18 protein-coding genes are annotated in these 22,789 nt (G+C 72.3%); 14 read left to right on the top strand and 4 right to left on the bottom strand.

Annotated features, from left to right (window positions below; genetic code table 11):
• Positions 1–231 precede the first annotated feature (231 nt).
• The 6 genes from ACWGJY_RS28920 (at position 232) to ACWGJY_RS28895 (ending at position 6,986) form a co-directional block, all read left to right on the top strand.
• Positions 232–1,368, top strand: a complete 1,137-nt coding sequence (locus ACWGJY_RS28920) for an ROK family transcriptional regulator (protein ID WP_453263807.1) — start codon at positions 232–234, stop codon at positions 1,366–1,368.
• A 111-nt stretch (positions 1,369–1,479) separates the two neighbouring features.
• Complete coding sequence (locus ACWGJY_RS28915) at positions 1,480–2,820, top strand: ABC transporter substrate-binding protein (protein WP_453263806.1); 1,341 nt, start codon at positions 1,480–1,482, stop codon at positions 2,818–2,820.
• 12 nt (positions 2,821–2,832) lie between these two features.
• On the top strand, positions 2,833–3,789 hold the full coding sequence (locus tag ACWGJY_RS28910) for a carbohydrate ABC transporter permease (RefSeq protein WP_453263805.1): 957 nt from the start codon (positions 2,833–2,835) through the stop codon (positions 3,787–3,789).
• A 6-nt stretch (positions 3,790–3,795) separates the two neighbouring features.
• Positions 3,796–4,698 carry a carbohydrate ABC transporter permease gene (locus ACWGJY_RS28905; RefSeq protein ID WP_453263804.1) on the top strand — a complete coding sequence of 301 codons (903 nt, stop codon included), beginning with the start codon at positions 3,796–3,798 and terminating at the stop codon, positions 4,696–4,698.
• A 42-nt stretch (positions 4,699–4,740) separates the two neighbouring features.
• The gene (locus tag ACWGJY_RS28900) at positions 4,741–6,015 is read left to right on the top strand and encodes a 6-phospho-beta-glucosidase (protein WP_453263826.1); all 1,275 of its coding nucleotides are present in this window, start codon (positions 4,741–4,743) and stop codon (positions 6,013–6,015) included.
• Positions 6,006–6,986 carry an N-acetylglucosamine kinase gene (locus ACWGJY_RS28895; protein ID WP_453263803.1) on the top strand — a complete coding sequence of 327 codons (981 nt, stop codon included), beginning with the start codon at positions 6,006–6,008 and terminating at the stop codon, positions 6,984–6,986. The genes ACWGJY_RS28900 and ACWGJY_RS28895 overlap by 10 nt, the downstream gene beginning before the upstream one ends.
• Here ACWGJY_RS28895 and ACWGJY_RS28890 read toward each other — a convergent pair.
• On the bottom strand, positions 6,956–7,090 hold the full coding sequence (locus ACWGJY_RS28890) for a hypothetical protein (protein ID WP_453263802.1): 135 nt from the start codon (positions 7,088–7,090) through the stop codon (positions 6,956–6,958). The genes ACWGJY_RS28895 and ACWGJY_RS28890 overlap by 31 nt on opposite strands.
• A 278-nt stretch (positions 7,091–7,368) precedes the next feature.
• Here ACWGJY_RS28890 and ACWGJY_RS28885 point away from each other — a divergent pair, with 278 nt between their 5' ends.
• From ACWGJY_RS28885 to ACWGJY_RS28850, 8 genes are all read left to right on the top strand, one after another.
• Positions 7,369–8,772, top strand: a complete 1,404-nt coding sequence (locus ACWGJY_RS28885; protein WP_453263801.1) for a hypothetical protein — start codon at positions 7,369–7,371, stop codon at positions 8,770–8,772.
• 20 nt (positions 8,773–8,792) lie between these two features.
• Positions 8,793–9,818: a glutamate ABC transporter substrate-binding protein gene (locus ACWGJY_RS28880; RefSeq protein WP_453263800.1), complete on the top strand. Its 1,026-nt coding sequence runs from the start codon at positions 8,793–8,795 to the stop codon at positions 9,816–9,818.
• A gap of 147 nt (positions 9,819–9,965) precedes the next feature.
• Positions 9,966–11,297 carry a hypothetical protein gene (locus tag ACWGJY_RS28875; protein WP_453263799.1) on the top strand — a complete coding sequence of 444 codons (1,332 nt, stop codon included), beginning with the start codon at positions 9,966–9,968 and terminating at the stop codon, positions 11,295–11,297.
• Positions 11,294–13,912 (top strand): tetratricopeptide repeat protein, encoded by a 2,619-nt coding sequence (locus tag ACWGJY_RS28870; RefSeq protein WP_453263798.1) that lies wholly within the window; start codon positions 11,294–11,296, stop codon positions 13,910–13,912. The genes ACWGJY_RS28875 and ACWGJY_RS28870 overlap by 4 nt, the downstream gene beginning before the upstream one ends.
• Before the next feature lies 1 nt (position 13,913).
• Positions 13,914–15,413: a PP2C family serine/threonine-protein phosphatase gene (locus ACWGJY_RS28865; protein WP_453263797.1), complete on the top strand. Its 1,500-nt coding sequence runs from the start codon at positions 13,914–13,916 to the stop codon at positions 15,411–15,413.
• Positions 15,414–15,669: 256 nt separating this feature from the next.
• Complete coding sequence (locus ACWGJY_RS28860; protein WP_453263796.1) at positions 15,670–17,082, top strand: vWA domain-containing protein; 1,413 nt, start codon at positions 15,670–15,672, stop codon at positions 17,080–17,082.
• Positions 17,083–17,142: 60 nt separating this feature from the next.
• Entirely contained in the window at positions 17,143–18,705 is a 1,563-nt protein-coding gene (locus ACWGJY_RS28855; protein ID WP_453263795.1) for an FHA domain-containing protein, read from the top strand.
• Between the two features lie 130 nt (positions 18,706–18,835).
• On the top strand, positions 18,836–19,240 hold the full coding sequence (locus tag ACWGJY_RS28850) for a globin (RefSeq protein WP_453263794.1): 405 nt from the start codon (positions 18,836–18,838) through the stop codon (positions 19,238–19,240).
• A gap of 190 nt (positions 19,241–19,430) precedes the next feature.
• Here ACWGJY_RS28850 and ACWGJY_RS28845 read toward each other — a convergent pair whose 3' ends face one another.
• The 3 genes from ACWGJY_RS28845 to ettA are packed head-to-tail and all read right to left on the bottom strand — an operon-like array spanning position 19,431 to position 22,305.
• Entirely contained in the window at positions 19,431–20,204 is a 774-nt protein-coding gene (locus tag ACWGJY_RS28845) for a hypothetical protein (protein WP_453263793.1), read from the bottom strand.
• The gene (locus ACWGJY_RS28840; RefSeq protein WP_453263792.1) at positions 20,201–20,635 is read right to left on the bottom strand and encodes an acyl-CoA thioesterase; all 435 of its coding nucleotides are present in this window, start codon (positions 20,633–20,635) and stop codon (positions 20,201–20,203) included. Before ACWGJY_RS28840 ends, ACWGJY_RS28845 begins: the two co-directional genes overlap by 4 nt.
• 5 nt (positions 20,636–20,640) lie before the next feature.
• Positions 20,641–22,305 (bottom strand): energy-dependent translational throttle protein EttA, encoded by a 1,665-nt coding sequence (gene ettA / locus ACWGJY_RS28835; protein ID WP_453263791.1) that lies wholly within the window; start codon positions 22,303–22,305, stop codon positions 20,641–20,643.
• Positions 22,306–22,789: the final 484 nt, after the last annotated feature.

Genomic DNA, 22,789 nt, shown 5'->3' with positions numbered 1-22,789 from the left:
GGTGGAGTCGGGAAGCGGGTGTGGGCGACACTCAAACTCACCACGTTGAATCCATTGACGCCGCCCTGATCCGCGGCCTACCTTCCTGTGCATTAATTGGAAGGTTTCTTAACAGATGCCTTAACGGATGCTCGGGAGGTTGTTCCGGCCGCCCGGCGAAACGGGGTGACGATCATGTCCGGTGGGCGGCGCGCGCAGGGGACGCCCGGGACACCGCGGGTGTTGCGGGCCATGAACGACCGGGCCGCACTCGATCTGCTGGTGTCGCAGGGCCCGCTGACCCGTACGCAGATCGGGGAGCTGACCGGGCTGTCGAAGCCCACCGCCTCGCAGCTGCTGGCACGGCTGGAGGCCGCGGGGCTGGTGCGGACGACCGGGAATGTGACCGGGCGGCCGGGGCCCAGTGCGCAGCTGTACGAGATCAACCCGACGGCGGCGCATATCGCCGCACTGGCCGTCGATCAACTGGGGATCACCGCCGCGGTCGCCGACCTCACCGGACAGGTGCTCGGGGAGGAGCGGGTCGACACCGGCGCCGTTGCCGACGACGCGCCGAACCGGACCGCGCGGCTGGTCGCGCGGTCCGTCGACGGGGCGCTGGCCAAGGCCGGGCTGGGGCGCGAGCAGCTGTACGGGGCGGTGCTCGGCACACCCGGTGCACTGGACCCGCAGACCGGGCGGCTGCGCTATGCGCCGCATCTGCCGGGCTGGCACTCACGGGCGCTCAAGGAAGAGCTGGCCGAGGTGCTGGGCACGCCGATCACCATCGAGAACGATGTGAATCTGGCGGCGGTCGCCGAGCAGTACGACGGGGCCGCCCAGGACTTCGACGACTTCGTGCTGGTGTGGGCCGACGAGGGGGTCGGCGCCGCCATCGTGCTGGGCGGCCGGCTGCTGCGCGGCGCCACCGGCGGCGCGGGCGAGATCGGCTATATGCCGCTGCCCGGCGCCCCGTTGGCCCGCGACGGCGACCGCAGTGCCGCGCGGCCGGACGGCGGCGGCGGCTTCCAGCGGCTCGTCGGCTCGCCGAGCGTGATCGAACTGGCCCGGGAGTACGGGGCCCCACAGGTCCGTACGGTCGCCGGGGCGATGGCGCACGACGGGGTCCGGGCCGAGATCGCACGGCGGCTGGCGACCGGCATCGCGGCCGTGGTCGCGGTCGTCGACCCCCGGCTGGTGGTGCTGTCCGGCGAGGTCGCCCAGGCCGGCGGGGAGGTGCTGCGCGCCCTGGTCGAGGAGGAGTTCACCGGACTCGCGCTGCCCCGGCCGGCACTGCGCCTGAGCCATATCGACGGCCGTCCGATCCTCATCGGCGCGCTACGGACCGCGCTCGCCCAGGCGCGCGATGCGGTGTTCCACACCGGCTGAGCACCACGGCGGGCACGGCGCGGTGAACGGTCCGGCCGCACCGCTGCCCCCAAGAATCCGAGTACACCCCGCGTCACTTCCCCACTCACTCCGCAGTAAAGGAAGTCCGCCATGCCGTTTCCGCGTCTGCGTACCTGGTTGTCGGCGGCACTGGCCGGCGCCGGGCTGCTCGTGCCCGGCTGCGCCAACCCCGGCGTCGGCAGTGCGCACGACGATCCGGCCCAGCCGGTCACGCTCACGTTCTGGCACGGCTGGTCCACCCCCGGCGAGAGAAAAGCCCTCGATGACAGCGTCGCCCGCTTCGAGAGACAGCACCGCAACATCACCGTGAAAGTGGTGCCCGATGTCACCGACGAGACGATGAACCAGGCGCTGCGGGCCGGCGGGGACGACGCACCCGATGTGGTGTCGTCGTTCACCACCAACAATGTGGGGCAGAACTGCTCGTCGGGGATGTGGGTGGACCTCGACCCGTTCCTGAAGAAGACCGGGGTGGACAAGGAAAAGGTCTTCCCCAAGACCCTCCTGGATTACACGCGTGCCGAGGGAAAGCAGTGCGCCCTGCCGCTGCTCGCCGATTCCTACGGGCTGTACTACAACAAGGACGCCTTCAAAAAAGCCGGAATAGCCCGGCCCCCGCACACCATGTCCGAGCTGAAGCGGGACGCCATAAGGCTCACCCGGCGTACCCGTGACGGCTCGTACCAGCAGGTGGGATTCATGCCCGGTTTCCGGCTCTACCAGAACAGTCCGGACCGGATGTTCGCCCAGTGGGGACCGACATACTTCGACAGGAACGGCAAGGCGCGGCTCGCCGAGGAACCGGCGAGCAAGGAATTCTTCACCACCGTACGCGAGTTGGCCGACGCCCAGGGCGGCTACGGGCCGCTGGAGAAATTCCGGACCACCTTCGGCGACGAGATGTCCACGCAGAACGCCTTTCTCACACAGAAGCTGGCCATGCACATGGACGGCGAATGGCGTGGGCTGATGCTCCGCCGGGCAAAGGCCCGCTTCGCCTGGGGCACGGCACCGATGCCGGTACCGGACGACCGGGCGGACACCTACGGCCGCGGCTATCTCACCGGGACCGTCGCCGGCATCGCGCACAGCAGCCGGCACCAGAACGCGGCATGGGAGCTGGTGAAATTCCTGACCGTGAACACCGATCAGGTGGTGCGGTTCGCCAATGCCATCCATAACGTGCCGTCGACCCGCGCGGCACTGAAATCGCCCCGGCTGGACGCCGATCCCGCATTCCGCACCTTCCTCGACATCGCGCAGAATCCGCACAGCGTGGCCCTGCCGCCGTCCGACAACGGCGGGCAGTACGTCACCGCGCTGCAGGACTTCTCCTATCAGGTCGAGGCCGGAAAGGTCCCCGATCTCGACGAGGGCCTGCGCGGCCTCGACGCCCAGATCGACGCCGACAACCTTCAGTCCCAGAACTGACGGAGACCCGCCATGGCATCGACCACCCCCGTGTCTCCCGCACTCCGGCGAAAGCGCACCCGCGAACGGCTGCGCATCCTCGGATTTCTCTCCCCCTGGCTCGTCGGCTTCTCGGTCTTCTTCGGCTATCCGCTGATCGCCACCGTCTACTTCTCCTTCATGCATTACAACCAGATCCAGCCCCCGGCTTTCGTGGGGCTGCGCAACTGGAGATATGTGCTGACGCAGATGCCGCTGTTCGGGCCGGCGCTGTGGAACACCCTGTGGCTGGTCGTGGTGATGGTCGCGCTGCGGGTGGTCTTCGGACTGGGCATCGGCATCCTCGTCACGAAAATCACGTCGGGCGCCGGCCTCTTCCGTACGGTTTTCTCTCTCCCGTATCTGGCGCCCCCGGTGGCCGCCACCGTGGCGTTCGTCTTCCTGCTCAACCCCGGCACCGGGCCGGTCAACAAGATCCTCGGGGCGGCCGGCCTCGGGGCGCCGTCCTGGTTCAACGACCCGGCATGGGCCAAGCCGTCGCTGGTCATGCTGTCCCTGTGGGGCATCGGCGACCTGATGGTGATCTTCATGGCGGCGCTGCTGGACGTCCCCAGGGAGCAGTACGAGGCCGCCGCGCTGGACGGGGCGGGCGCCTGGGGGAAGTTCCGCTACGTCACCTGGCCGGCCATCACCCCGGTCGTACTGTTCGCGGTGGTCACCGGCGTCGTCCAGACCATGCAGTACTACACCCAGGCGCTGGTCGCCGGAAAGCTCGCCTCCGGCGTCTCCCTCGGCCCCGGCACGGTCATCCAGCCCGGCTACCCGGACCACTCCACCCTCACCGTCCCGCAGCTCGTCTACTCCCTGGGCTTCCAGAACTTCAACACCGGCGCGGCATGTGCGCTCTCGCTCGTGCTGTTCGTCATCGCCATGGCCGTCACCACCCTGCTGCTGCGCAAGCGCGCCGGCCTGCTCCCGGCGGAGGACTGATCCGAGATGACCACCACGACCCTCACCACGCGCCGTGCCCCGGCCCGCAGCGGCACCACCCGCGGCCCGGCCGCCCGCGCCCGTCGCACCCGGCTGCTCCACTGGATCGCCGTGCACACCGTCGCCGTCGCCGCCGCGCTCTTCTTCGTGCTGCCGTTCGTGTTCGTCTTCCTGACGTCCGTCATGAGCGACAACCAGGCAATGAGCGGCCAGTTGTGGCCCCACGAGTGGAACTGGTCCCACTACGTCACCGTCTTCGAGACCCCCGGGTTCCTGGACTGGTGGAAGAACTCCCTGCTGTACTCGGGCCTGGGCACCCTCTTCACGGTCTGCTCGGCCGTCCCCGTCGCCTACGCCCTCGCCAAGTTCCGCTTCCGCGGCCGGCGCACCGCGCTGGTCCTGGTCATCTCCACGATGATGCTGCCGCCGCAGGTCATCGTGATCCCGATGTATCTGGTCTGGGCGCAGCAGCTGCATCTGGCCGGTTCGCTGTGGCCGCTGATCATTCCGATGGCGTTCGGCGACGCGTACTCGATCTTTCTGCTGCGGCAGTTCCTGCTGACCATCCCGCAGGAGTACCTCGAATCGGCGAAGGTCGACGGCTGCGGGGAGCTGCGCACCCTGCTGCAGATCATCGTGCCGATGGCCAGGCCCGGTATCGCCGCCATCGCCCTCTTCCAGTTCTTCTCCTGCTGGAACGACTACTTCGGCCCGCAGATCTACGCCGCGCAGAACCCGGCCTCCTGGACGCTCTCCTACGGGCTGGAGTCCTTCAAGAGCGCGCACAGCGTCGACTGGAACCTCACCATGGCCGCGACGCTGCTGGTCATGGCGCCGGTCATGCTCGTTTTCTTCTTCGCACAGAAGGCCTTCGTCGAAGGCGTCACGCTCACCGGAGTGAAGGGCTGAACCCGCATGCCGTCTCCCGAGGGACGCTCCCCGCACCGCCGCATCAAGCTCGCCGTGGTCGGCGGCGGCTCCACCTACACCCCCGAACTCATCGACGGTTTCGCGCGGTTGCGTGACGTCCTGCCGCTGGAGGAACTCGTCCTGATCGATCCGGCCGCGGACCGGCTGGAGCTGGTCGGCGGCCTGGCCCGGCGGATCTTCGCCAAGCAGGGGCACCCGGGCCGGATCACCTGGACCGGCGATCTGGACGCCGGTGCCGACGGCGCGGACGCCGTCCTGCTGCAACTGCGCATCGGCGGCCAGGCCGCCCGCAACCAGGACGAGACCTGGCCGCTGGAGTGCGGCTGCGTCGGCCAGGAAACCACCGGCGCCGGCGGCCTCGCCAAGGCGCTGCGCACCGTACCTGTCGTCCTCGACATCGCCGACCGGGTGCGCCGCCGCAACCCCGATGCCTGGATCATCGACTTCACCAATCCCGTCGGCATCGTCACCCGGGCGCTGCTCACCCACGGCCACAAGGCCGTCGGACTGTGCAATGTCGCCATCGGCTTCCAGCGCAGATTCGCCGCGCTGCTGGGCGTCTCCCCCGGCCAGGTCGAACTGGACCACGTCGGCCTCAATCACCTCACCTGGGAGCGGGCGGTACGCGTCGCGGGCGAGGACGTGCTCCCCGGGCTGCTGGCGGAACACGGCGACACCCTCGCCGGCGAGCTGCGCCTGCCCCGCCCGCTCCTCGACCGCCTCGGCGTCATCCCCTCCTACTATCTGCGCTACTACTACCGACACGACGCGGTCGTACGGGAGTTGCGCAGCAAGCCCTCCCGCGCTGCGGAGGTCGCCGCCATCGAGCAACAGCTCCTGGGCATGTACGGCGACCCGGCGCTCGACGAGAAGCCGGAGCTGCTGTCCCGGCGCGGCGGCGCCTTCTACTCGGAGGCCGCGGTGGCGCTCACCTCCTCCCTCCTGCGTCACACCCACGACACCCAGGTCGTCAACGCCCTCAACCGCGGCACCCTGCCGTTCCTGCCCGACGACGCGGTGATCGAGGTACCCGCGACCGTGGACTCGACGGGCGCCACGCCCCTTCCCGTACGCCCCCTGGAACCGCTGCACGCCGGGCTGGTCGCCCATGTCACCGCCTATGAACACCTCGCGCTGGAGGCCGCGCTGCGGGCCCGGGGCGCCGACCGGGCCGGCGGGCGCAATGCCGTCTTCGCCGCCCTCCTGGCCCACCCCCTCATCGGCCAGAGCGACCGCGCGGACCGGCTCACCGACGAGCTGATCGCGCACAACCGGGAGCACCTCACGTGGGCCTGACCGGCACGGCGCTCGCCATCGACGCGGGCAACAGCAAGACCGACGTGGCGCTGGTGGCCGCGGACGGCAGACTGCTCGGGACGGCACGCGGCGGTGGCTTCCAGCCACCGGTGGTGGGCGTCGGCCGGGCGGTCGACGTGCTGGCGCCCCTGGTGCGGTCGGCCCTGGCGCAGGCCGGGGTGACGGGCCCCGTCGGGCACCTCTCCGCCTTCCTCGCCAACGCCGACCTCCCCGTCGAGGAGGCGGACCTGACCGCCGAGATCGCGGGCCGGGGGTGGGCGCGCACGGTGAGCGTCCGCAATGACACCTTCGCGCTGCTGCGGGCCGGACTGCCGGACGGCGGGGAGCCGGTGGGCGTCGCCGTGGTGTGCGGGGCGGGCATCAACTGCGCGGGGCTCGGCCACGGCGGGACCGTCGCGCGCTTCCCGTCCCTGGGACGGCTCTCCGGTGACTGGGGCGGCGGTGCCCACCTCGCCGACGAGGCGCTGTGGCACGCGGCCCGCGCCGAGGACGGCCGCGGTGAACCGACCGGGCTGGCCCACGCCCTGCCCGCCCACTTCGGCCGGTCCAGCATGCTGGAACTGATCGAGGCACTCCATCTGCAAGCCGTCCCCGGCTGCCGCCGCCAGGAACTGACCCCGCTCCTCTTCGCCGTCGCGGCTTCCGGCGACCCGGTCGCCCGCGGCATCGTGGCACGCCAGGCGGAGGAGATCGCCCTCCTGGCCGCCATCGCCCTGGACCGCCTCGGCCTCCTCGGCGAACCGGTCCCCGTGGTGCTGGGCGGCGGCGTCCTGGCGGCCCGCCACCCGCTCCTCCACGACCGGATCACCCAACTCCTGGCCGCCCGTGCCCCGAAGGCCGTTCCCCATGTGGTGACCGCCCCACCGGTACTGGGCGCGGCCCTCGACACATTGGACCGGGCGGGAGCGGGGCCGGGGGCTTATGAGTGGCTGCGGGGGGCTTGGGGGTAGGTGGTGCGGCTGCCCACCGGCCAGGCGCCGCTCACGATCCGGGTGCGGATCTCGTCGGTCGCGGTCTCCACGAGCGACACCCTGCCCTTGCGGACGGACTGCACGAGAGCACTCCCCCTCCGGCGCTTTGCCGGGCGCCGGCATCACCTGATGCCCCGGCATCGCCTGATGTCTGATGACTCTCCCGCCCACTCCGGTGCCGGTCCCGGTGGCAGGCAGGGCCCTGCCCCGGATCGCAATCCGAACAAGATCGGGGCAATCGCGGTGTGTGTGTCAGCGGCTACGGACATACTGCTGCCCATGCACCAGTCCTTCTCGTGAGCGCTCCCGGGCGCTGTGCGCAGGGGGCCGGTCCCGAAGTCAGCGCCCAGGGGGAGGTTCCGTGTCGACCACCAGCGTGCCGGCCACCAACGCGTCGGCCACCAACGCTTCACCGACCGTCCCGGGCCGCAGGACGGCCTGGGCCGAGGGGCTGGACGAGCTGCGGGCCGCGGCGACGACCGAGCCGGGCCGGCTGCGGGCGACCGGAGCCGTACTGGCCCTGCTGGTGGTGCTGTTCGGCGCGGTCACGGCCTGGCAGGTCGCGGACCGGGCGGCGGCCGCGGACGACGTGGTGGAGCGCAGCCAGCCGCTGACGGCGGACGCGGCGAGCATCTACCGGTCGCTGGCGGACGCCGATACAACGGCCGCCGCGGGCTTCCTGGCGGGCGACAAGGAGAGCGAGGCGACCCGTGACCGGTACACCACCGATATCTCCACGGCCTCCGCGCTCCTGGTCAAGGCGTCGGCGAACAGCGGGGGTTCGGACGGCGCGGGCGCGCAGATAGCGAAGCTCAACGGCCTGCTGCCGCGCTATACGGGGCTGGTGGAGACGGCGCGGGCGAACAACCGGCAGGGGCTGCCGCTGGGCGGTGCCTATCTGCGGTACGCCAATGAGCAGATGCGGACGGAACTCCTCCCGGCCGCACGGGCGTTGTACGACGCGGAGACGGACCGGCTGGCACAGGACTACGGTGCGGCGAAGGCATGGCCGTGGTTCGCGGTGGCGGCCGGGGTGGTGGCGACCGGTGCGCTGGTATGGGCCCAGCGGCGGCTCTACCGGCGTACCCACCGGGTGTTCAACCGGGGGCTGCTGGCGGCGACGGCCGGGTCCGTTGCGGTGTTGTTGTGGCTGGTGGCGGGGCATACGGTGGCGCGTACGGGGCTGACCGGTTCGTATGAGCACGGTGCCCGCTCGCTGCGGGTGCTCAACGAGGCGCGGATCGATGCGCTGCAGGCGCGCGGGGACGAGAACCTGACGCTGGTGGCGCGCGGTGCGGTGCTGACCGAGGGGCAGCAGGATTTCTACGAGGCCGGTTTCCGTTCCGGGATGGCGGATCTGGCGGGCGGGGGCGAGCACGGTGCGGCGGGGGCGAAGAGCAGGCTGGGGGCGGCGCTGGCCCTGGCCGACGACGAGGCGGGGCGGCGTCCGGTGCGCGAGGCGCTGACGCAGGTGCGGCAGTGGCAGGCGCGGCACGCCGAGGCGCGGGCGGCGGACGACAAGGGTGATTACGAACGGGCGCTGGCCAAGGTGATCGGCGCGGGCGATTCCACCGGCGCGTCCTTCGACCGGGTGGCTGCCGGACTGCAGCAGGCGCTGGTGTACGAGCAGGCGGAGTTCCGGTCGGCGGCGGACGCCGGGCGCGGGGCGCTGGGCGGGCTGCCGGTGGGGGCCGGGGTGCTGGCGGCGCTGGCGGCGGCGGGCGCGGTGCTGGGGATCGGCCGCAGGCTGGCGGAGTACCGGTGAGGGGGCCTGGTGAGAGGGACATGAGGGTGGGCGCGCGAGGGCTGAGGAATCTGCGGGCCGTCCTGGCGCCGGTCACGGCCGGGATGTGTGTGATGGCGGCGGCCGCCGCCGTGCTGGTGCCGGCGCTGGGCGCCGGTGCCGGGCGGGCGGGTGGCGCTCAGGGCGGGGCCTCCCCGCCGACCGCGGCGCACCGGGCGTACGGCCCGGGGGCGGCGCATGCCGCGCCCGCCGCCGCGCCGTGCACGGCGGGGAACGCCGCGGAGAGTCTGCGCCCGTCGTCCGCCGACGGTGCGGCGGTGACGCGGATCAAGGAGAAGGGCCAGCTGGTCGTCGGGGTCGACCAGAACACCTACCGGTGGGGGTACCGCGATCCGGCCACCGGCGCCCTGGAGGGCTTCGACATCGATCTGGCGCGGGCGATCGCCGAGGACATCCTGGGACCGCACCCCGATGTGGTCTTCAAAGCGGTGCCGACCAACCAGCGGATTCCGGCGCTGCAGAAACGCTCGGTGGACATGGTGGTGCGGACGATGACGATCAACTGTGCGCGCAAGCAGCAGGTGGCGTTCTCGACGTCGTACTTCCAGGCGGGGCAGCAGGTGCTGGCCCCGATCACCTCGAAGGTCAAGGCGTTCGACGATTCGCTGCGGGGCAAGCGGGTGTGCACGGCTGCGGGTTCGACGGGCGAGAGCGCGCTGACGGCGCGGCGGCACGGCGCGAAGGTGCTGACGGTGCCCAATCAACTCGACTGTCTGGTACGGCTGCAGCTGGGCCAGGCGGATGCGGTGGTCACGGACAGTGCGCTGGCCGCGGCCCAGGCAGCGCAGGATCCGACGGTGGAGCTCAAGGGCGAGCCGTTCACGGACGAGTCATACGGCGTGGCGATGAACAAGGACGACACGGATCTGGTGCGGCGGGTCAACAAGGTCCTGGACGCCTACCGGGGCGGCGGGGAAGACAGCGCCTGGATGCAGGCATACCGCAAGTGGCTGAAGGCCGATCTGCCGGGCATATCCGGGCCGCCGTCGCCGGAGTACAGCGACTGATCGCTCCAAGGAGCGGACTCACGCCGCCGATCGCCCCGGGAGGGCCGGATGCCGTCACTATGGAAGAGGACCTGGGAGGAGCAGACCGCAGCGGCCGCCGGGCCGCAGCAACCGCCGTGCACCGTACGCGTATTGGAGAGGTGATCGATGGGGGTCCCTGGACCCTTCCCCGGTTCTCCGGGGAGGCCCGATGCCCCGGTGCCGGACCGGGAGGCGGTGGACCGCGCCCTGGCGCGGCTCGGCGCCGAGTACGAGGCGATCGAGACGTCGCTGCTCGCGTTGCAGGATCACGCCGGGCGCCGGCTGCTGGAGGGCGCCGACCTGTCTGGTACGACCAAGGAGCGCTGGGCCGCCGCGGAGCGCGCCATCACGGTCCTGTGGTCGCTGTTCGATGCGTACACGGCGGCGTTGGAGACGGCGCGGGAGCTGCGTGCGCGGCGCCGGTGGCCGTCCCCGGAGGATCTGGCGGAGCTGACGGAGCTGCTGCACGGGGACGGGGTGACGGTGCCCGGTGCGGCCGCGGCAGGCGGCGGCGCGGAGAGCGGTGGGGCCCGGCTGAGCGAACGCTTCAGCCTGGCGGGGCTCGTCGAGCGGATGAACGGGCTGTACGCGCAGTCGCTGGATGTGATCGTGGCCGCCGATGCGGTCTGGTCGGCGCTGCCGGCCCGGATAGACCTGCTCTCCGCCGAGTTGCAGCGCACCCGTTCGCTGGCGCATTCGGTGGGGGTGCGGCCCGGCGAGCATCCGGCGGGGGACGACCTGGAGCGGATCACGGACGAGCTGTTGCGGCTGCGGGACCGGGTGATCGCGGATCCGCTGGCGTTCTGGGTGTCCTCGTCGACGGGGAGTTCGGCGCCGGGCGGGGGCCGTCCGGACACGGCGCGCTATGACCGTGCGGCGCGTGCGCTGGAGGACATCCGGCGGGAGGTGGCGGCGGTGCTGGATGTGCGGCAGGACGCGGAGCGACGGCTGATGCAGCTGCGGGACGTGCTGTCGCGGGCGGACCGCACGCTGACCGAGGCGCGGCAGGCCCGGGGCGAGGTGCTGGCGAAGATCGCCGCGTCGGAGGTGCCGGCGGTCAGCGGCCCGTCGACGGCGCTGCACGAGCAGCTGGCAGCGGCCGCCGACTACCGCAGACGGGCGCAGTGGCACCGGCTCTCGCCACTGCTGGACAGCCTGGAGGAGCGGGCGGAGGACGAACTCCACCGGGCCCGCGAGTCGTTGACGGCGGTGACCGCGCCGCTGGCGGTGCGGGCCGAGCTGCGCGGCCGGCTGGACGCGTACAAGGCGAAGGTGGCGCGCCACGGCATGGCGGAGGACCCGCTGCTGACGGAGCGCTACGACCTGGCACGCCGGATGCTGTGGAGCGCGCCGTGCGATCTGCGGGTGGCCGAGCAGGCGGTGTGGCGTTATCAGCAGGCGGCGGCGGAGGCGTTGGTGCCGCCGCAGCCGGAGGGTGAGAGCAGGGGGGACCGGTGACGGAGCGGGCCGATGAGCGCTGCCAGCGGCGGGACTGCGCGGGCAGTTACGAGGATGTCGGCGGCGGGCAGCTGTACTGCGATGTGTGCGGTCTGGCGCCGGTGGTCTCGCCGGACGGCCTGCTGTCCTCGCCGCCCACGGGGCTGACGGGCCGGGCGCTCGCCGGCACCACGGCCCGCCGGGCGGCGGCGGGGGCGTTGCTGACGGTCCCCTCCCCCGCTCCCGGCTCCGGCTCCGGCTCCGGCTCCGGCTCCGGCTCCGGCTCCGGCCACAGTGCGCCGTCCGCCCGCTCGTCGACGTCCCGGCGCTCGGTGTCCGGGCGGCGCTCGCGCGCGGTGTCCGGCGGTGGTCCGACGCGCGGGATGCCGGCAGTGTCGGTGCACAGTGCGGGCAGCGGTGCGTCCTCGGGGGCGGCGCGCGGGCGGCTGGGCGCGGGCCTGGTGACGGTGCCGGAGGTGCCGCGTCCCGATCCGGCCACGGCGGTGCTGGAGGACCCGCAGGTCCCGGAGCGCAAGCGGTTCTGCAGCCGTGCGGACTGCGGTGCGCCGGTGGGCCGGGCGCGCGGTGAGCAGCCGGGCCGTACGGAAGGGTTCTGCACCAAGTGCAGCCATCCGTACAGCTTCGTTCCCAAACTGCGGCCCGGCGACATGGTGCACGGCCAGTACGAGGTCGTGGGCTGTCTGGCGCACGGCGGGCTCGGCTGGATCTATCTGGCGGCGGACCATGCGGTCTCCGACCGGTGGGTGGTGCTCAAGGGGCTGCTGGACACCGGCGATGAGGAGGCGCTGGCGGTGGCGATGTCCGAGCGGCGCTTCCTCGCCGAGATCGAGCACTCCAACATCGTGCGGATCTACAACTTCGTGGAGCATCTCGACCGGACGACGGGCAGCCTCGACGGCTACATCGTCATGGAGTACGTCGGCGGCATGTCCCTCAAGGACCTCGCCAACGACCGGCGCACGCCCCAGGGCAGGCGCGATCCGCTGCCCGTCGAACAGGCCTGTGCGTACGGCATCGCGGCCCTGGAGGCGCTCGGTCATCTGCACAGCCGTGGCTACCTCTACTGCGACTTCAAGGTCGACAACGCCATCCAGCAGCACGACCAGCTCAAGCTGATCGACATGGGCGCGGTGCGCAGGATGGACGACCACGAGAGTCCGATCTACGGCACGATCGGCTACCAGGCGCCGGAAATCGCCGCGCTGGGCCCGTCGGTCTCCTCCGATCTCTATACCGTCGCGCGCACCCTCGCCGTCCTCACCTTCGACTTCCAGGGCTACACCAACGTCTTCGCGGACTCCCTGCCCGATCCGGACAACATCGAGGTGTTCCGCACCTACGAGTCCTTCTACCGGCTGCTGGTGCGCGCCACGGACCCGGACCGGGTGCGCAGATTCGCCTCGGCACAGGAGATGGCCGAGCAGCTGACGGGCGTGCTGCGGGAGGTGGTGGCGCTCCAGACGGGCGAGCCGCGGCCTGCGCTGTCCCAGCTGTTCGGGCCCGAACTCCGGGTGGTCGACACGGAGCTGATGGCCGCGGCGGAGGGCGACAGTTCGCTGCTGGGGGCGCGCGGGGCGGCGCCGGTGCGCCCCGAGGAGCCGCGGTCCGGTGGTCCCGTGCTGCGCCCGCTGGACGTCGCCGGCGCGGCCCTGGCCCTGCCGGTGCCGCGGGTGGATCCGGGCGACCGCAACGCCGGGCTGCTGGCCGGACTGCTGGCCGCTCCGCCCGCCGAGTTGCTGGGCGCCCTGCGCTCGGCGCCCGCCGACTCCCTGGAGATCCGGCTGCGGGAACTGCGTGCCCGTCTGGAGACGGGTGACGGTGCGGCGGCGCAGCGGGTGCTGGCGGCGATCGCGGCGGAACCCGCGGAGCAGTGGGCCGCCGCGCACCGGGGCGGTGCGGGGCCCGACACCTGGGGCGCGGACTGGCGGGTGGTGTGGCACCGCGGTCTGGTGGCGCTGACGACCGGTGACCGCGAGAGCGCCGCGCTGGCCTTCGACGCGGTCTACGACGCGTTCCCCGGTGAGCCGGCACCGAAGCTGGCGCTGGGGATCTGCGCGGAGTTGCTGGGCCAGTTGGACAACGCCATGGAGTACTACCACCTGGTGTGGGCGACCGACCGCAGCTATGTCAGCGCGGCGTTCGGGCTGGCGCGGGTCCGGCTGGCGGCGGGCGACCGTACGGGCGCGGTCGAGGCGCTGGAGTCCGTACCGGAGTCGTCCATCCATTACCTCGCGGCGCGGATCGCGGCGGTCCGCGCCCGGCTGCGGGAGCGCCCGCCCCGCGATCCGCTGCGGGCGGATCTGCGGGCGGCCGCCGAACAGGTCGGAGCGCTCGCGGACTTCGGTCTGGACGCCGAGCGACGGGAACAACTCACCACCGAGGTACTGGGCAGCGCCCTGGACTGGGTACTCTCCGGTAGCCACGGTGCCGGGCCGGACGGCACGGCGGCCGTGGACGAGCGGCCGGAGCTGCTCGGCAGCCCGCTGGACGAGCGGGGCCTGCGGTTCGGCCTGGAACGGTCGTACCGCCTGCTCGCACGGCTGGCGCAGCGTGGTGAGAAAAGGATCGAACTGGTGGAACGGGCCAACCGCTTCCGCCCCAGGACGTGGGTGTGACATGGGTGTGACTGGGCCGTCCCGGTGTCCGGGCTGTGACGAACCGCTCGACGCGGGGGACAACTTCTGCGGGCGGTGCGGCGCCGACCTCCTGGCGGCCGCCGCGCCACCGGCGTACGGCGCCCCGCCCGCGCACGGCGGGCCGGCCGTACCTCCTCTGCCGGCCGTGCCACCGGCGCCACCCGTGCCACCGGCGCCGCCCGGTCCGCCGGCGGCACCCGCACCGTACGCGCCGGCCGGAGGGACCGGCCCGGCCGGTCCGCCGCCACCCGACCCGCAGGCCCTTCTCCCGTACGGGGCCGCGGGTGCGCCCCCGGTGCCGAGCCACGCGCCACCGGTACCCGGCCACGCGCCCGCGGTGCCGGGCCCGGCACCGGTGACCGATCCGCAGCCGGCCGCCGACCCGCGCGTCGCCGGATACGAGGCGGCCGCCGACGCGGCGGCGGAGGCGGAGGCGGCCGCGGAGTTCCCTGCGCCCGGCGTCGGGCCCGGCGTGCCCGGCGTGCCCGGCGTCGGGCCCGGTGTGCCCGGTGCGGGATCCGCTGCCCCGTCCGCCACCCCCGCCCCAGGCACCCCCGCCCAAGGCACTCCCCTGTGCGCCGCCTGCCGTGCCGCCGCCGTGGGGCCGGACGGCTACTGCGAGCACTGCGGCCACGCCCAGCCCCGCGAACGCGACCACATGGAGCGCGCGTTGGCGGGCATCGCGGCGGTCAGCGACCGGGGCCACCGGCACCATCGCAACGAGGACTTCTTCGCGCTCGGCGCCGCCGCGCTCCCCGACGGCACCCCCGCCGTGCTCGCGGTCGTCTGCGACGGTGTCTCGTCGGCGACCCGCCCGGACGAGGCGTCCGCGGCGGCGTCCGCGGCCGCCGGCGAGGCCCTGCGGGCGTCGCTGCCCAGCGGCACCCATCCCCAACAGGCCATGCACGACGCCATCCTGGCGGCCTCCTCGGCGGTCGACGCGCTGGCCGCCGATCCCTCCTCGGCACATGACGAACACCGCCAGCAGAACGCCCCGGCCTGCACCTTCGTCGGTGCGGTGGTCGGCGGCGGGCTGCTGACCGTCGGCTGGGTCGGCGACAGCCGCGCCTACTGGATCCCCAACGACCGTTCGGCGCCGCCCGCCCGGCTCACCGAGGACGACTCCTGGGCCGCCCAGATGGTCGCCAACAACCTGATGTCCGAGGCCGAGGCGAACGCCGACGAACGGGCACACGCCATCACCGGCTGGCTCGGCGCGGACGCGTACGAGGTCGAGCCGCACACCGCCACGTTCAAGCCGGACGGCCCCGGTGTCGTGGTGGTCTGCACCGACGGACTGTGGAACTACGCCGAGACCGCGGAGCAGATGGCCGCGGTCCTGCCGTACGACGCCCCCAGCCGGCCCCTGGACAGCGCCCGGACGCTGGTCACCCACGCCCTCGACGGCGGCGGGCACGACAACGTCACGGTGGCACTGGTGCCGTTCCCCGCTCCGGCGGGACCGGCAGAATCGGCCTGACCAGCTGACATCCGAATGAGCCGGACGCCGGTGGGTGCACAGCACAACGCCTCGTGCCTCGCGCCTCACGCATGAGGCACGAGGCACGGCGCGCCCCGCGAGGCACGGCACCACGCACTGCTCACGCCACGCACGACGCACCACGCACGACGCACCACGCACGACGCACCACGCACGACGCACCACGTACCACGCACCACGCACGACGCATCACGGGACCGATCGACCTGATACGGCGTCTCAAGGAGCGGAACGGATGGCCAACTTCACCAAGTCGCAAGTGCCGCGTTTCTCCGCCGAGGTGTACCAGAACCCCTACCTCCCCGAGGGCGGGCGCGAGGTGCACGCCATCGTCACGGTCACCGCGACCGGGGGCGGCACGACCGGGGGCCGGCCGGTAACCGCCGGAGGCGCCGGCGGGCCGGACGCCGGCGTGGTGATCATGGTGGACTGCTCCGGGTCGATGGACCATCCGCCGGCGAAGATGCGCGGCGCCCGGGAGGCGACGGCCGCCGCCCTGGACACCGTGCGTGACGGTGCCGGCTTCGCGGTGGTGGCCGGAACCCATCGGGCCGCCGAGGTCTACCCGGGCGGCGGCCGACTGGCGGTGGCGGGCCCGGCCACCCGGGCGGCGGCCAGGGAGGCGCTGCGGAAGCTGAGCGCGGGCGGCGGTACGGCGATCGGGACCTGGCTGCGGCTGTCCGGCCGGCTGCTGTCGTCCGCCGGGGTCGGCATCCGGCACGCCCTCCTGCTCACCGACGGCCGCAATGAACACGAGTCGCCGCAGGAACTGCGTGCCGCCCTGGACGCCTGCTCGGGCTCCTTCACCTGCGACGCCCGCGGCGTCGGCACGGACTGGGAGGTCAAGGAGGTCACCGACATCGCCTCGGCACTGCTGGGCACCGCCGATATCGTCGCCGATCCGGCCAATCTGACGGCCGACTTCACCCGGGTGATGGAGAAGGCGATGGGCAAGGAGGTCGCCGATGTCGCCCTGCGGCTGTGGACCCCGCTGGGCGCCGAGACCGTCTTCGTCAAGCAAGTGGCGCCCACGGTCCAGGACTTGACGGGCCGGCGCCGGGAGTCCGGTCCGCGGTCGGGGGACTACCCGACCGGCTCCTGGGGCGACGAGTCCCGCGACTACCACCTCTGCCTGCGGGTCCCGGCCGCCGCCGTCGGCCAGGAAATGCTCGCCGGACGCGTCTCGTTGACCCTCTCCGCAGCGGACGGTCTCACCGCGGACGGCCTCACCGCGGAAAGCCTCGCCGCGGGCGGCCCCGCAGCGGACGGCCTCAGCGCGCCCGCCACCCCTGCGCAGCCCCTGTCACAGGCTCTCGTACGGGCCGTGTGGACGGACGATGTGACCGTTTCCACATCGATCAATCCACAGGTGGCGCACTACACAGGACAGGCCGAACTGGCACACGTCATCCAACAGGGGCTGGATGCCCGCAAGTCGGGTGATACCGACGGCGCGGCGGCGAAACTGGGCCGTGCGGTACAGCTGGCCGGCGCCTCGGGGAACGAGGAGACTGCGAAACTCCTTGCGAAGGTGGTGGACGTCGTCGATGCGGCGACCGGTACTGTGCGACTGAAGGCGAAGGTCGCCGAAGCGGACGAGATGACTCTCGAGACACGCTCGACCAAGACCGTTCGCGTGAAGAAATAGCCACGATCAGTACCGAGCAGTACCACCGAAGCAAATCGGTACGGAGGGGGAAGAACCGACATGCCGACCTGCCCGAGCGGCCACCAGTCGGTGGCCGAAGACTGGTGCGAGGTGTGCGGCCAGCGGATGGCGGGCACTGTCCCCCCGCCGCCCTCCCTGCCTGCAGGATTCCTGAACACACCGCCGCCCGGCCAGCCGGCCGGACCGCCGCCGCCGGGACAGCCGACCGGACCGCCGCCGGGACAGCCCGGCCCGCCGCCCGGCGCCCCCGGGCCCGGCCCCGGCTTCGGCGCTCCCGACAGCCAGGGCGGCTACGGCTTCCCGCCGCCCGCACCGGGCCCCGGCGGCCCCGGCCCGCAGGGCGGCCAGGACAGTTACGGCTTCCCGCCACCGGCACCCGCGCCCGGCCCCGGCGCTCCCGGCCCCGGCACTCAGGGCGGTCAGGGCACCCAGGGCGGCCAGGGCGGTTACGGCTTCCCGCCGCCCGTCCCCGGACCCGACCCGTCCGGGCGGTCCGAGACGTGCCCGCAGTGCGGTACGCCGCGTGAGGCGATGGCGCCGTTCTGTGAGGGCTGCCGCTACAACTTCCTCACCAACTCCCCGACGTCCTACGCCCCGCCTCCCGGCCAGCAGGGCGGCGGTCAGGGTGGCTATGGCTTCCCGCCGCCCGCCCTCGGCCCGCAGGGCGGTCAGGGCGGTTACGGCTTCCCGCCGCCGCAGCAGCCCCAGCCCCCGCAGCAGCAGGGCATGCCGCCCGGCGGCCCCGGCCAGCCCGGTCAGCCCGGTCCCGGCGGCTTCCCAGGCCCGCCCGGTCCGCCGCCCGGCATGCCCGATCCCGGCCGGCCCGGCCCGCCGCCGCCGCAGCAGGGCGGCGACGACTGGACGCTGAACCCGCCGAGCGCCCAGCCCGGCCCCCCTCCGATCGCGTTCGCGCCGCCCGCACCGTCCCCGCAGGCCCCGTACGAACAGCAGCAGCCCGCACCGTTCCCGCCCCAGCAGCCGGGGCCGTACGAACCGCAGCAGCAGGCCCCGTTCGAGCAGCAGCCGCAGGCCTCGTTCGAGCAGCAGCCGCAGACTCCGTTCGAGCAGCAGCAGACCGGCCCGTACGAGCAGCAGCAGATGCCGCCGCAGCAGATGCCCGGCCCGGACCAGCAGTGGAACAGCGGACCCGGCCAGGCTCCCGATGCGCCGCCGCAGGGTCCCGCGCCGGTCGTCGGTAACGGCTGGGTGGTGGCGATCGCGCCGGACCGCGAGTACTTCATGGCGATGATGGGCCGCAGCGGCCCGGAGGCGGCGGGCCTCAACCTGCCCTCGTACTCGCCCGAGCAGGTGCTCCCGCTCGCCAACGGCCAGATCGCGGTCGGCCGCCGCCGGAACAGCACCGGCGAGGCCCCGGACATCGATCTGGGCAGCACGCCGGAGGACCCGGGCGTCTCGCACCAGCATGCGCTGCTGGTGCAGCAGCAGGACAGCAGCTGGGCAGTGGTGGACCAGAACTCCACCAACGGCACGACGATCAACCTCGCCGAGGACCCCATCCAGCCGTATGTCCCGGTGCCGCTCCATGAGGGCGACCGGGTGCATGTCGGCGCCTGGACGACGCTGACCGTCCGCCGCGGCTGACCCGCCGGCCACCGCACGGCAACTCCGGGGCGTGATCAGCCGATCGCGCCCCGGGGTCATTTCCTGCTGTCGCCCGCCTCTTCGCCCCAGGGCCGAAGTCCTCGGCCGGGACGTCTGCCACCATGGACGGGTGAACAAGATTCCACGCGGCACGCTCGAGGAGCAGACCTTCTACGAACAGGTCGGTGGCGAGGAGACCTTCCGGCGCCTGGTGCACCGCTTCTACCAGGGAGTCGCCGAGGACCCGCTGCTGCGGCCGATGTACCCGGAAGAGGACCTGGGCCCGGCCGAGGAGCGGCTTGCGCTCTTCCTCATGCAGTACTGGGGCGGCCCCCGTACGTACAGCGACGGGCGCGGCCACCCCCGGCTGCGGATGCGGCACGCCCCGTTCACCGTCGACCGGGCCGCCCATGACGCCTGGCTGCGCCATATGCGGGACGCGGTGGACTCCCTCGGCCTGTCCGAGGCACACGCGACGCAGCTGTGGAACTACCTCACGTACGCGGCCGCCACGATGATCAACGCCGCGGACTGAGAGACGCCCCACACCGGGCCGGACCCCGGACGGAACCGGCCCGGTCCCCGCCCTGTCCGGCTCGGTCCGGCCCGGCTCGGTCGCGTCCGGCTCGGTCCGGCCCGGCTAGGTCGCGTCCGGCTCGGTCCACGTCCGGGCAGGCACACCACACCCCGCAGCAACCGCCTCGCCTCACCCCGCCCCGCCTCGATCAGGCGGGCGTCACGGTGAGCCCCGACAGCCCGGTCAGCCCTGCCGGACCCCCGGTCCGTACGGCGACCGACCCGTACGGGGTGCTCAACCGCAGCCAGCCGCCCGCGGACAGCAGACTCAACGGCTCGGGTTCGGGCCGGGGTTCGGGCTGGAGTGCAGACTGCGGCACAGCGGCAGCGGCCCCGGAGGGGGCGCCGCCGCCCGCGAGCGCACCGGCCCGCGCCCGCCGCAGAAAGCCCAGCGACTGCGCGGCATGGGCGGCACGCAGCGGAAGATGGGTGTCGCCGAGGGTGCGCGACCAGATCTCCCGGCCGATACGGTCCCGTTCGCTGCGGGTGCGGTGCTGTGGCGGCAACGCCTCGTCACGGGAGCGGAATTCGGCGACCGCGGCGGCCACCGCACGCACCAGCGCCTCGGGCGCGGGCAGCCCCGGCACCCGCTGCCAGCCGCCGCGCGGCGGCAGCAGCCCGGTCCACGGCGGGCCGGTGACCGCGGCAGGCACGGTCACCGTGTCCGCCGGCTCCTCGATGCCGTCGAGGAGCTCACCGGCCGAGACGGTGGTGTCCAGGGTGGTGTCCAGGGCGCTGTCCCCGGCGAGCCGGGCGGTGCGGATCGCCAGCACCTCGAAGGACGGCGGACGGCCGAAGACGGCCAGCACCCCGCCGCCGGCCTGGAGCCGTACCGCCGCGGCCTTGTCGTAGTGGATCAGCCGGGCCAGGAAGGCGGCGAGATCCGCGGCCTCCCCGGCGCCGGCGAGGTGCAACGCCGTCATACCGCGACGGCTCCCCGCTGCTGCGCGGCGTCGTCCAGATACTCCTTGAGGATCGCCTTCTCCTCCGCCGTGAGACGGCGGGGGCGCTCCTCGGTGAAGTTGTACGGGACGACGACGGTCGAGGCCCGCAGGTAGAGGGTGTCCTCGTCCTTGACCTCGTAGCCGACCGTCATCGACGCGGCGCTGATCTTCGTCACCCACAACTCGACGGTCACCGGGGCGGGCCGGTGGACCAGGGGCCGCACATAGTCGATCTCGTGCCGGGCGACGACCGAGCCGCCCGTGAACGACGGGCTGCCGTCCCCCGGCGCCAGCCGGCGCATGAAGTCGATCCGCGCCTCTTCGAGGTAGCGGACGAACACCGCGTTGTTGACGTGGCCGAACGCGTCCATGTCCGACCAGCGCAGGGGGCAGGAGTAGAGGTGACGCACGGCGGTCAGCCCCGGGTCAGCTTCTTGTACGTGGCACGGTGCGGGCGGGCCGCGTCCGCGCCGAGGCGCTCGACCTTGTTCTTCTCGTACGACTCGAAGTTGCCCTCGAACCAGAACCACTTGGACTCGCCCTCGTACGCCAGGATGTGCGTGGCGACGCGGTCGAGGAACCAGCGGTCGTGGGAGACGACCACGGCGCAGCCCGGGAACTCCAGGAGCGCGTTCTCCAGCGAGGACAGGGTCTCGACGTCGAGGTCGTTGGTCGGCTCGTCGAGGAGGAGCAGGTTGCCGCCCTGCTTGAGGGTCAGCGCCAGGTTGAGGCGGTTGCGCTCACCGCCGGAGAGCACCCCGGCCGGCTTCTGCTGGTCCGGGCCCTTGAAACCGAACGCGGAGACATACGCCCGCGAGGGCATCTCGACCTGACCGACGTTGATGTAGTCCAGCTCGTCGGAGACCACGGCCCACAGGGTCTTCTTGGGGTCGATGTTCTCGCGGCTCTGGTCGACGTAGGAGATCTTGACGGTCTCGCCGACCTTGATGTCACCGGAGTCCGGGGTCTCCAGGCCCTGGAGCATCTTGAACAGCGTGGTCTTGCCGGCGCCGTTCGGGCCGATCACGCCCACGATGCCGTTGCGCGGCAGCGTGAAGCTCAGGTTGTCGATCAGGACCTTCTCGCCGAAGGCCTTGTTGAGCTTGTCGACCTCGATGACGACATTGCCCAGTCGCGGGCCCGGCGGGATCTGGATCTCCTCGAAGTCCAGCTTCCGCATCTTGTCGGCCTCGGCGGCCATTTCCTCGTAACGGGCCAGTCGCGACTTGGACTTGGCCTGCCGCCCCTTGGCGTTGGAGCGGACCCACTCCAACTCTTCCTTCATACGCTTGGCGCGCTTGGCGTCCTTCTGGCCCTCGACCTTGAGACGGGTCTGCTTGGTCTCCAGGTACTTGGAGTAGTTGCCCTCGTAGCCGTGCAGGCGGCCGCGGTCGACCTCGCAGATCCACTGGGCGACGTGGTCGAGGAAGTACCGGTCGTGGGTGACGGCGACGACGGTGCCGGGGTACTTCGCGAGGTGCTGCTCCAGCCACTGCACGGACTCGGCGTCCAGGTGGTTGGTGGGCTCGTCGAGCAGCAGCAGGTCGGGGGACTCCAGCAGCAGCTTGCACAGCGCGACGCGGCGGCGCTCACCACCGGAGAGGTTGGTGACCGGCCAGTCGCCGGGCGGGCAGCCCAGGGCGTCCATGGCCTGCTCCAGCTGGGTGTCCAGGTCCCACGCGTTGGCGTGGTCGAGGTCCTCCTGGAGCTTGCCCATCTCCTCCATCAGCGCGTCGGAGTAGTCGGTCGCCATCAGCTCGGCGACCTCGTTGAAGCGGTGCAGCTTGCCCATGATCTCGGCGGCGCCGTCCTGCACGTTCTGCAGCACCGTCTTGGACTCGTCCAGCGGCGGCTCCTGGAGGAGCATGCCGACGGTGTAGCCCGGGGAGAGGAACGCGTCACCGTTCGACGGCTGCTCAAGACCGGCCATGATCTTCAGTACCGTGGACTTACCGGCGCCGTTGGGGCCCACGACACCGATCTTTGCGCCCGGCAGGAAGCTCTGCGTCACGTCATCGAGGATGACCTTGTCGCCGTGCGCCTTGCGCGCCTTGCGCATCGTGTAGATGTACTCAGCCAAGAGAAACCGTCCGGCAGATTGGATCGATCAGGGTCTGTGCGGCCCCGCCCCAGGGCCGTCGTGCGCCGTGACCGAGGGAGGGCAGATACTCCCCATCTTGCCGTACGCCTGTGCTCTGGCGGAAACGAGTAGGTCAGAGCACCCCTGCTCAGCGCTGACCTGCCACGAAACGGTGTCCGCTTGGTTGCCCTCTGTCAGCGTTGGTCACCGACGACCGGGCCTTGCTCTTCCCGGCTCGTCACGCCTCTTCGCGGCTCGTCGCGGCTTTCGCAGCTCTTCGCGGCTCTACGCGGCTCTACGCGGCTCTTCGGGTCTCGCTTCGCGGCTCTGCACGCAGCACGTCCGCCCCGGGCCGGACTTCCCTGCGGGAAGGGGCGGGCGCGGGGGGTGCCTCTATGTCCTGTGTCAAGGCACCCCTGTCGGGTTTGGGGTGGTTCGGGGTCGCTGGGGTTATGCGGCGAGCTCGACGTCCTTGGGGGTGCGG

The organism is Streptomyces sp. NPDC054765 (genome assembly GCF_053612065.1).
The sequence above is the reverse complement of the archived record's forward strand: the minus strand, read 5'-3'. Positions and strand labels throughout refer to the sequence as shown.

Excerpts from the sequence above, each read along its gene's own strand:
- ACWGJY_RS28920 (WP_453263807.1), top strand. The coding sequence starts at position 232 with ATGAACGACCGGGCCGCACTCGATCTGCTGGTGTCGCAGGGCCCGCTG.
- ACWGJY_RS28915 (WP_453263806.1), top strand. The coding sequence starts at position 1,480 with ATGCCGTTTCCGCGTCTGCGTACCTGGTTGTCGGCGGCACTGGCCGGC.
- ACWGJY_RS28910 (WP_453263805.1), top strand. The coding sequence starts at position 2,833 with ATGGCATCGACCACCCCCGTGTCTCCCGCACTCCGGCGAAAGCGCACC.
- ACWGJY_RS28905 (WP_453263804.1), top strand. The coding sequence starts at position 3,796 with ATGACCACCACGACCCTCACCACGCGCCGTGCCCCGGCCCGCAGCGGC.
- ACWGJY_RS28880 (WP_453263800.1), top strand. The coding sequence starts at position 8,793 with ATGAGGGTGGGCGCGCGAGGGCTGAGGAATCTGCGGGCCGTCCTGGCG.
- ACWGJY_RS28875 (WP_453263799.1), top strand. The coding sequence starts at position 9,966 with ATGGGGGTCCCTGGACCCTTCCCCGGTTCTCCGGGGAGGCCCGATGCC.
- ACWGJY_RS28865 (WP_453263797.1), top strand. The coding sequence starts at position 13,914 with ATGGGTGTGACTGGGCCGTCCCGGTGTCCGGGCTGTGACGAACCGCTC.
- ACWGJY_RS28860 (WP_453263796.1), top strand. The coding sequence starts at position 15,670 with ATGGCCAACTTCACCAAGTCGCAAGTGCCGCGTTTCTCCGCCGAGGTG.
- ACWGJY_RS28855 (WP_453263795.1), top strand. The coding sequence starts at position 17,143 with ATGCCGACCTGCCCGAGCGGCCACCAGTCGGTGGCCGAAGACTGGTGC.
- ACWGJY_RS28845 (WP_453263793.1), bottom strand. The coding sequence starts at position 20,204 with ATGACGGCGTTGCACCTCGCCGGCGCCGGGGAGGCCGCGGATCTCGCC.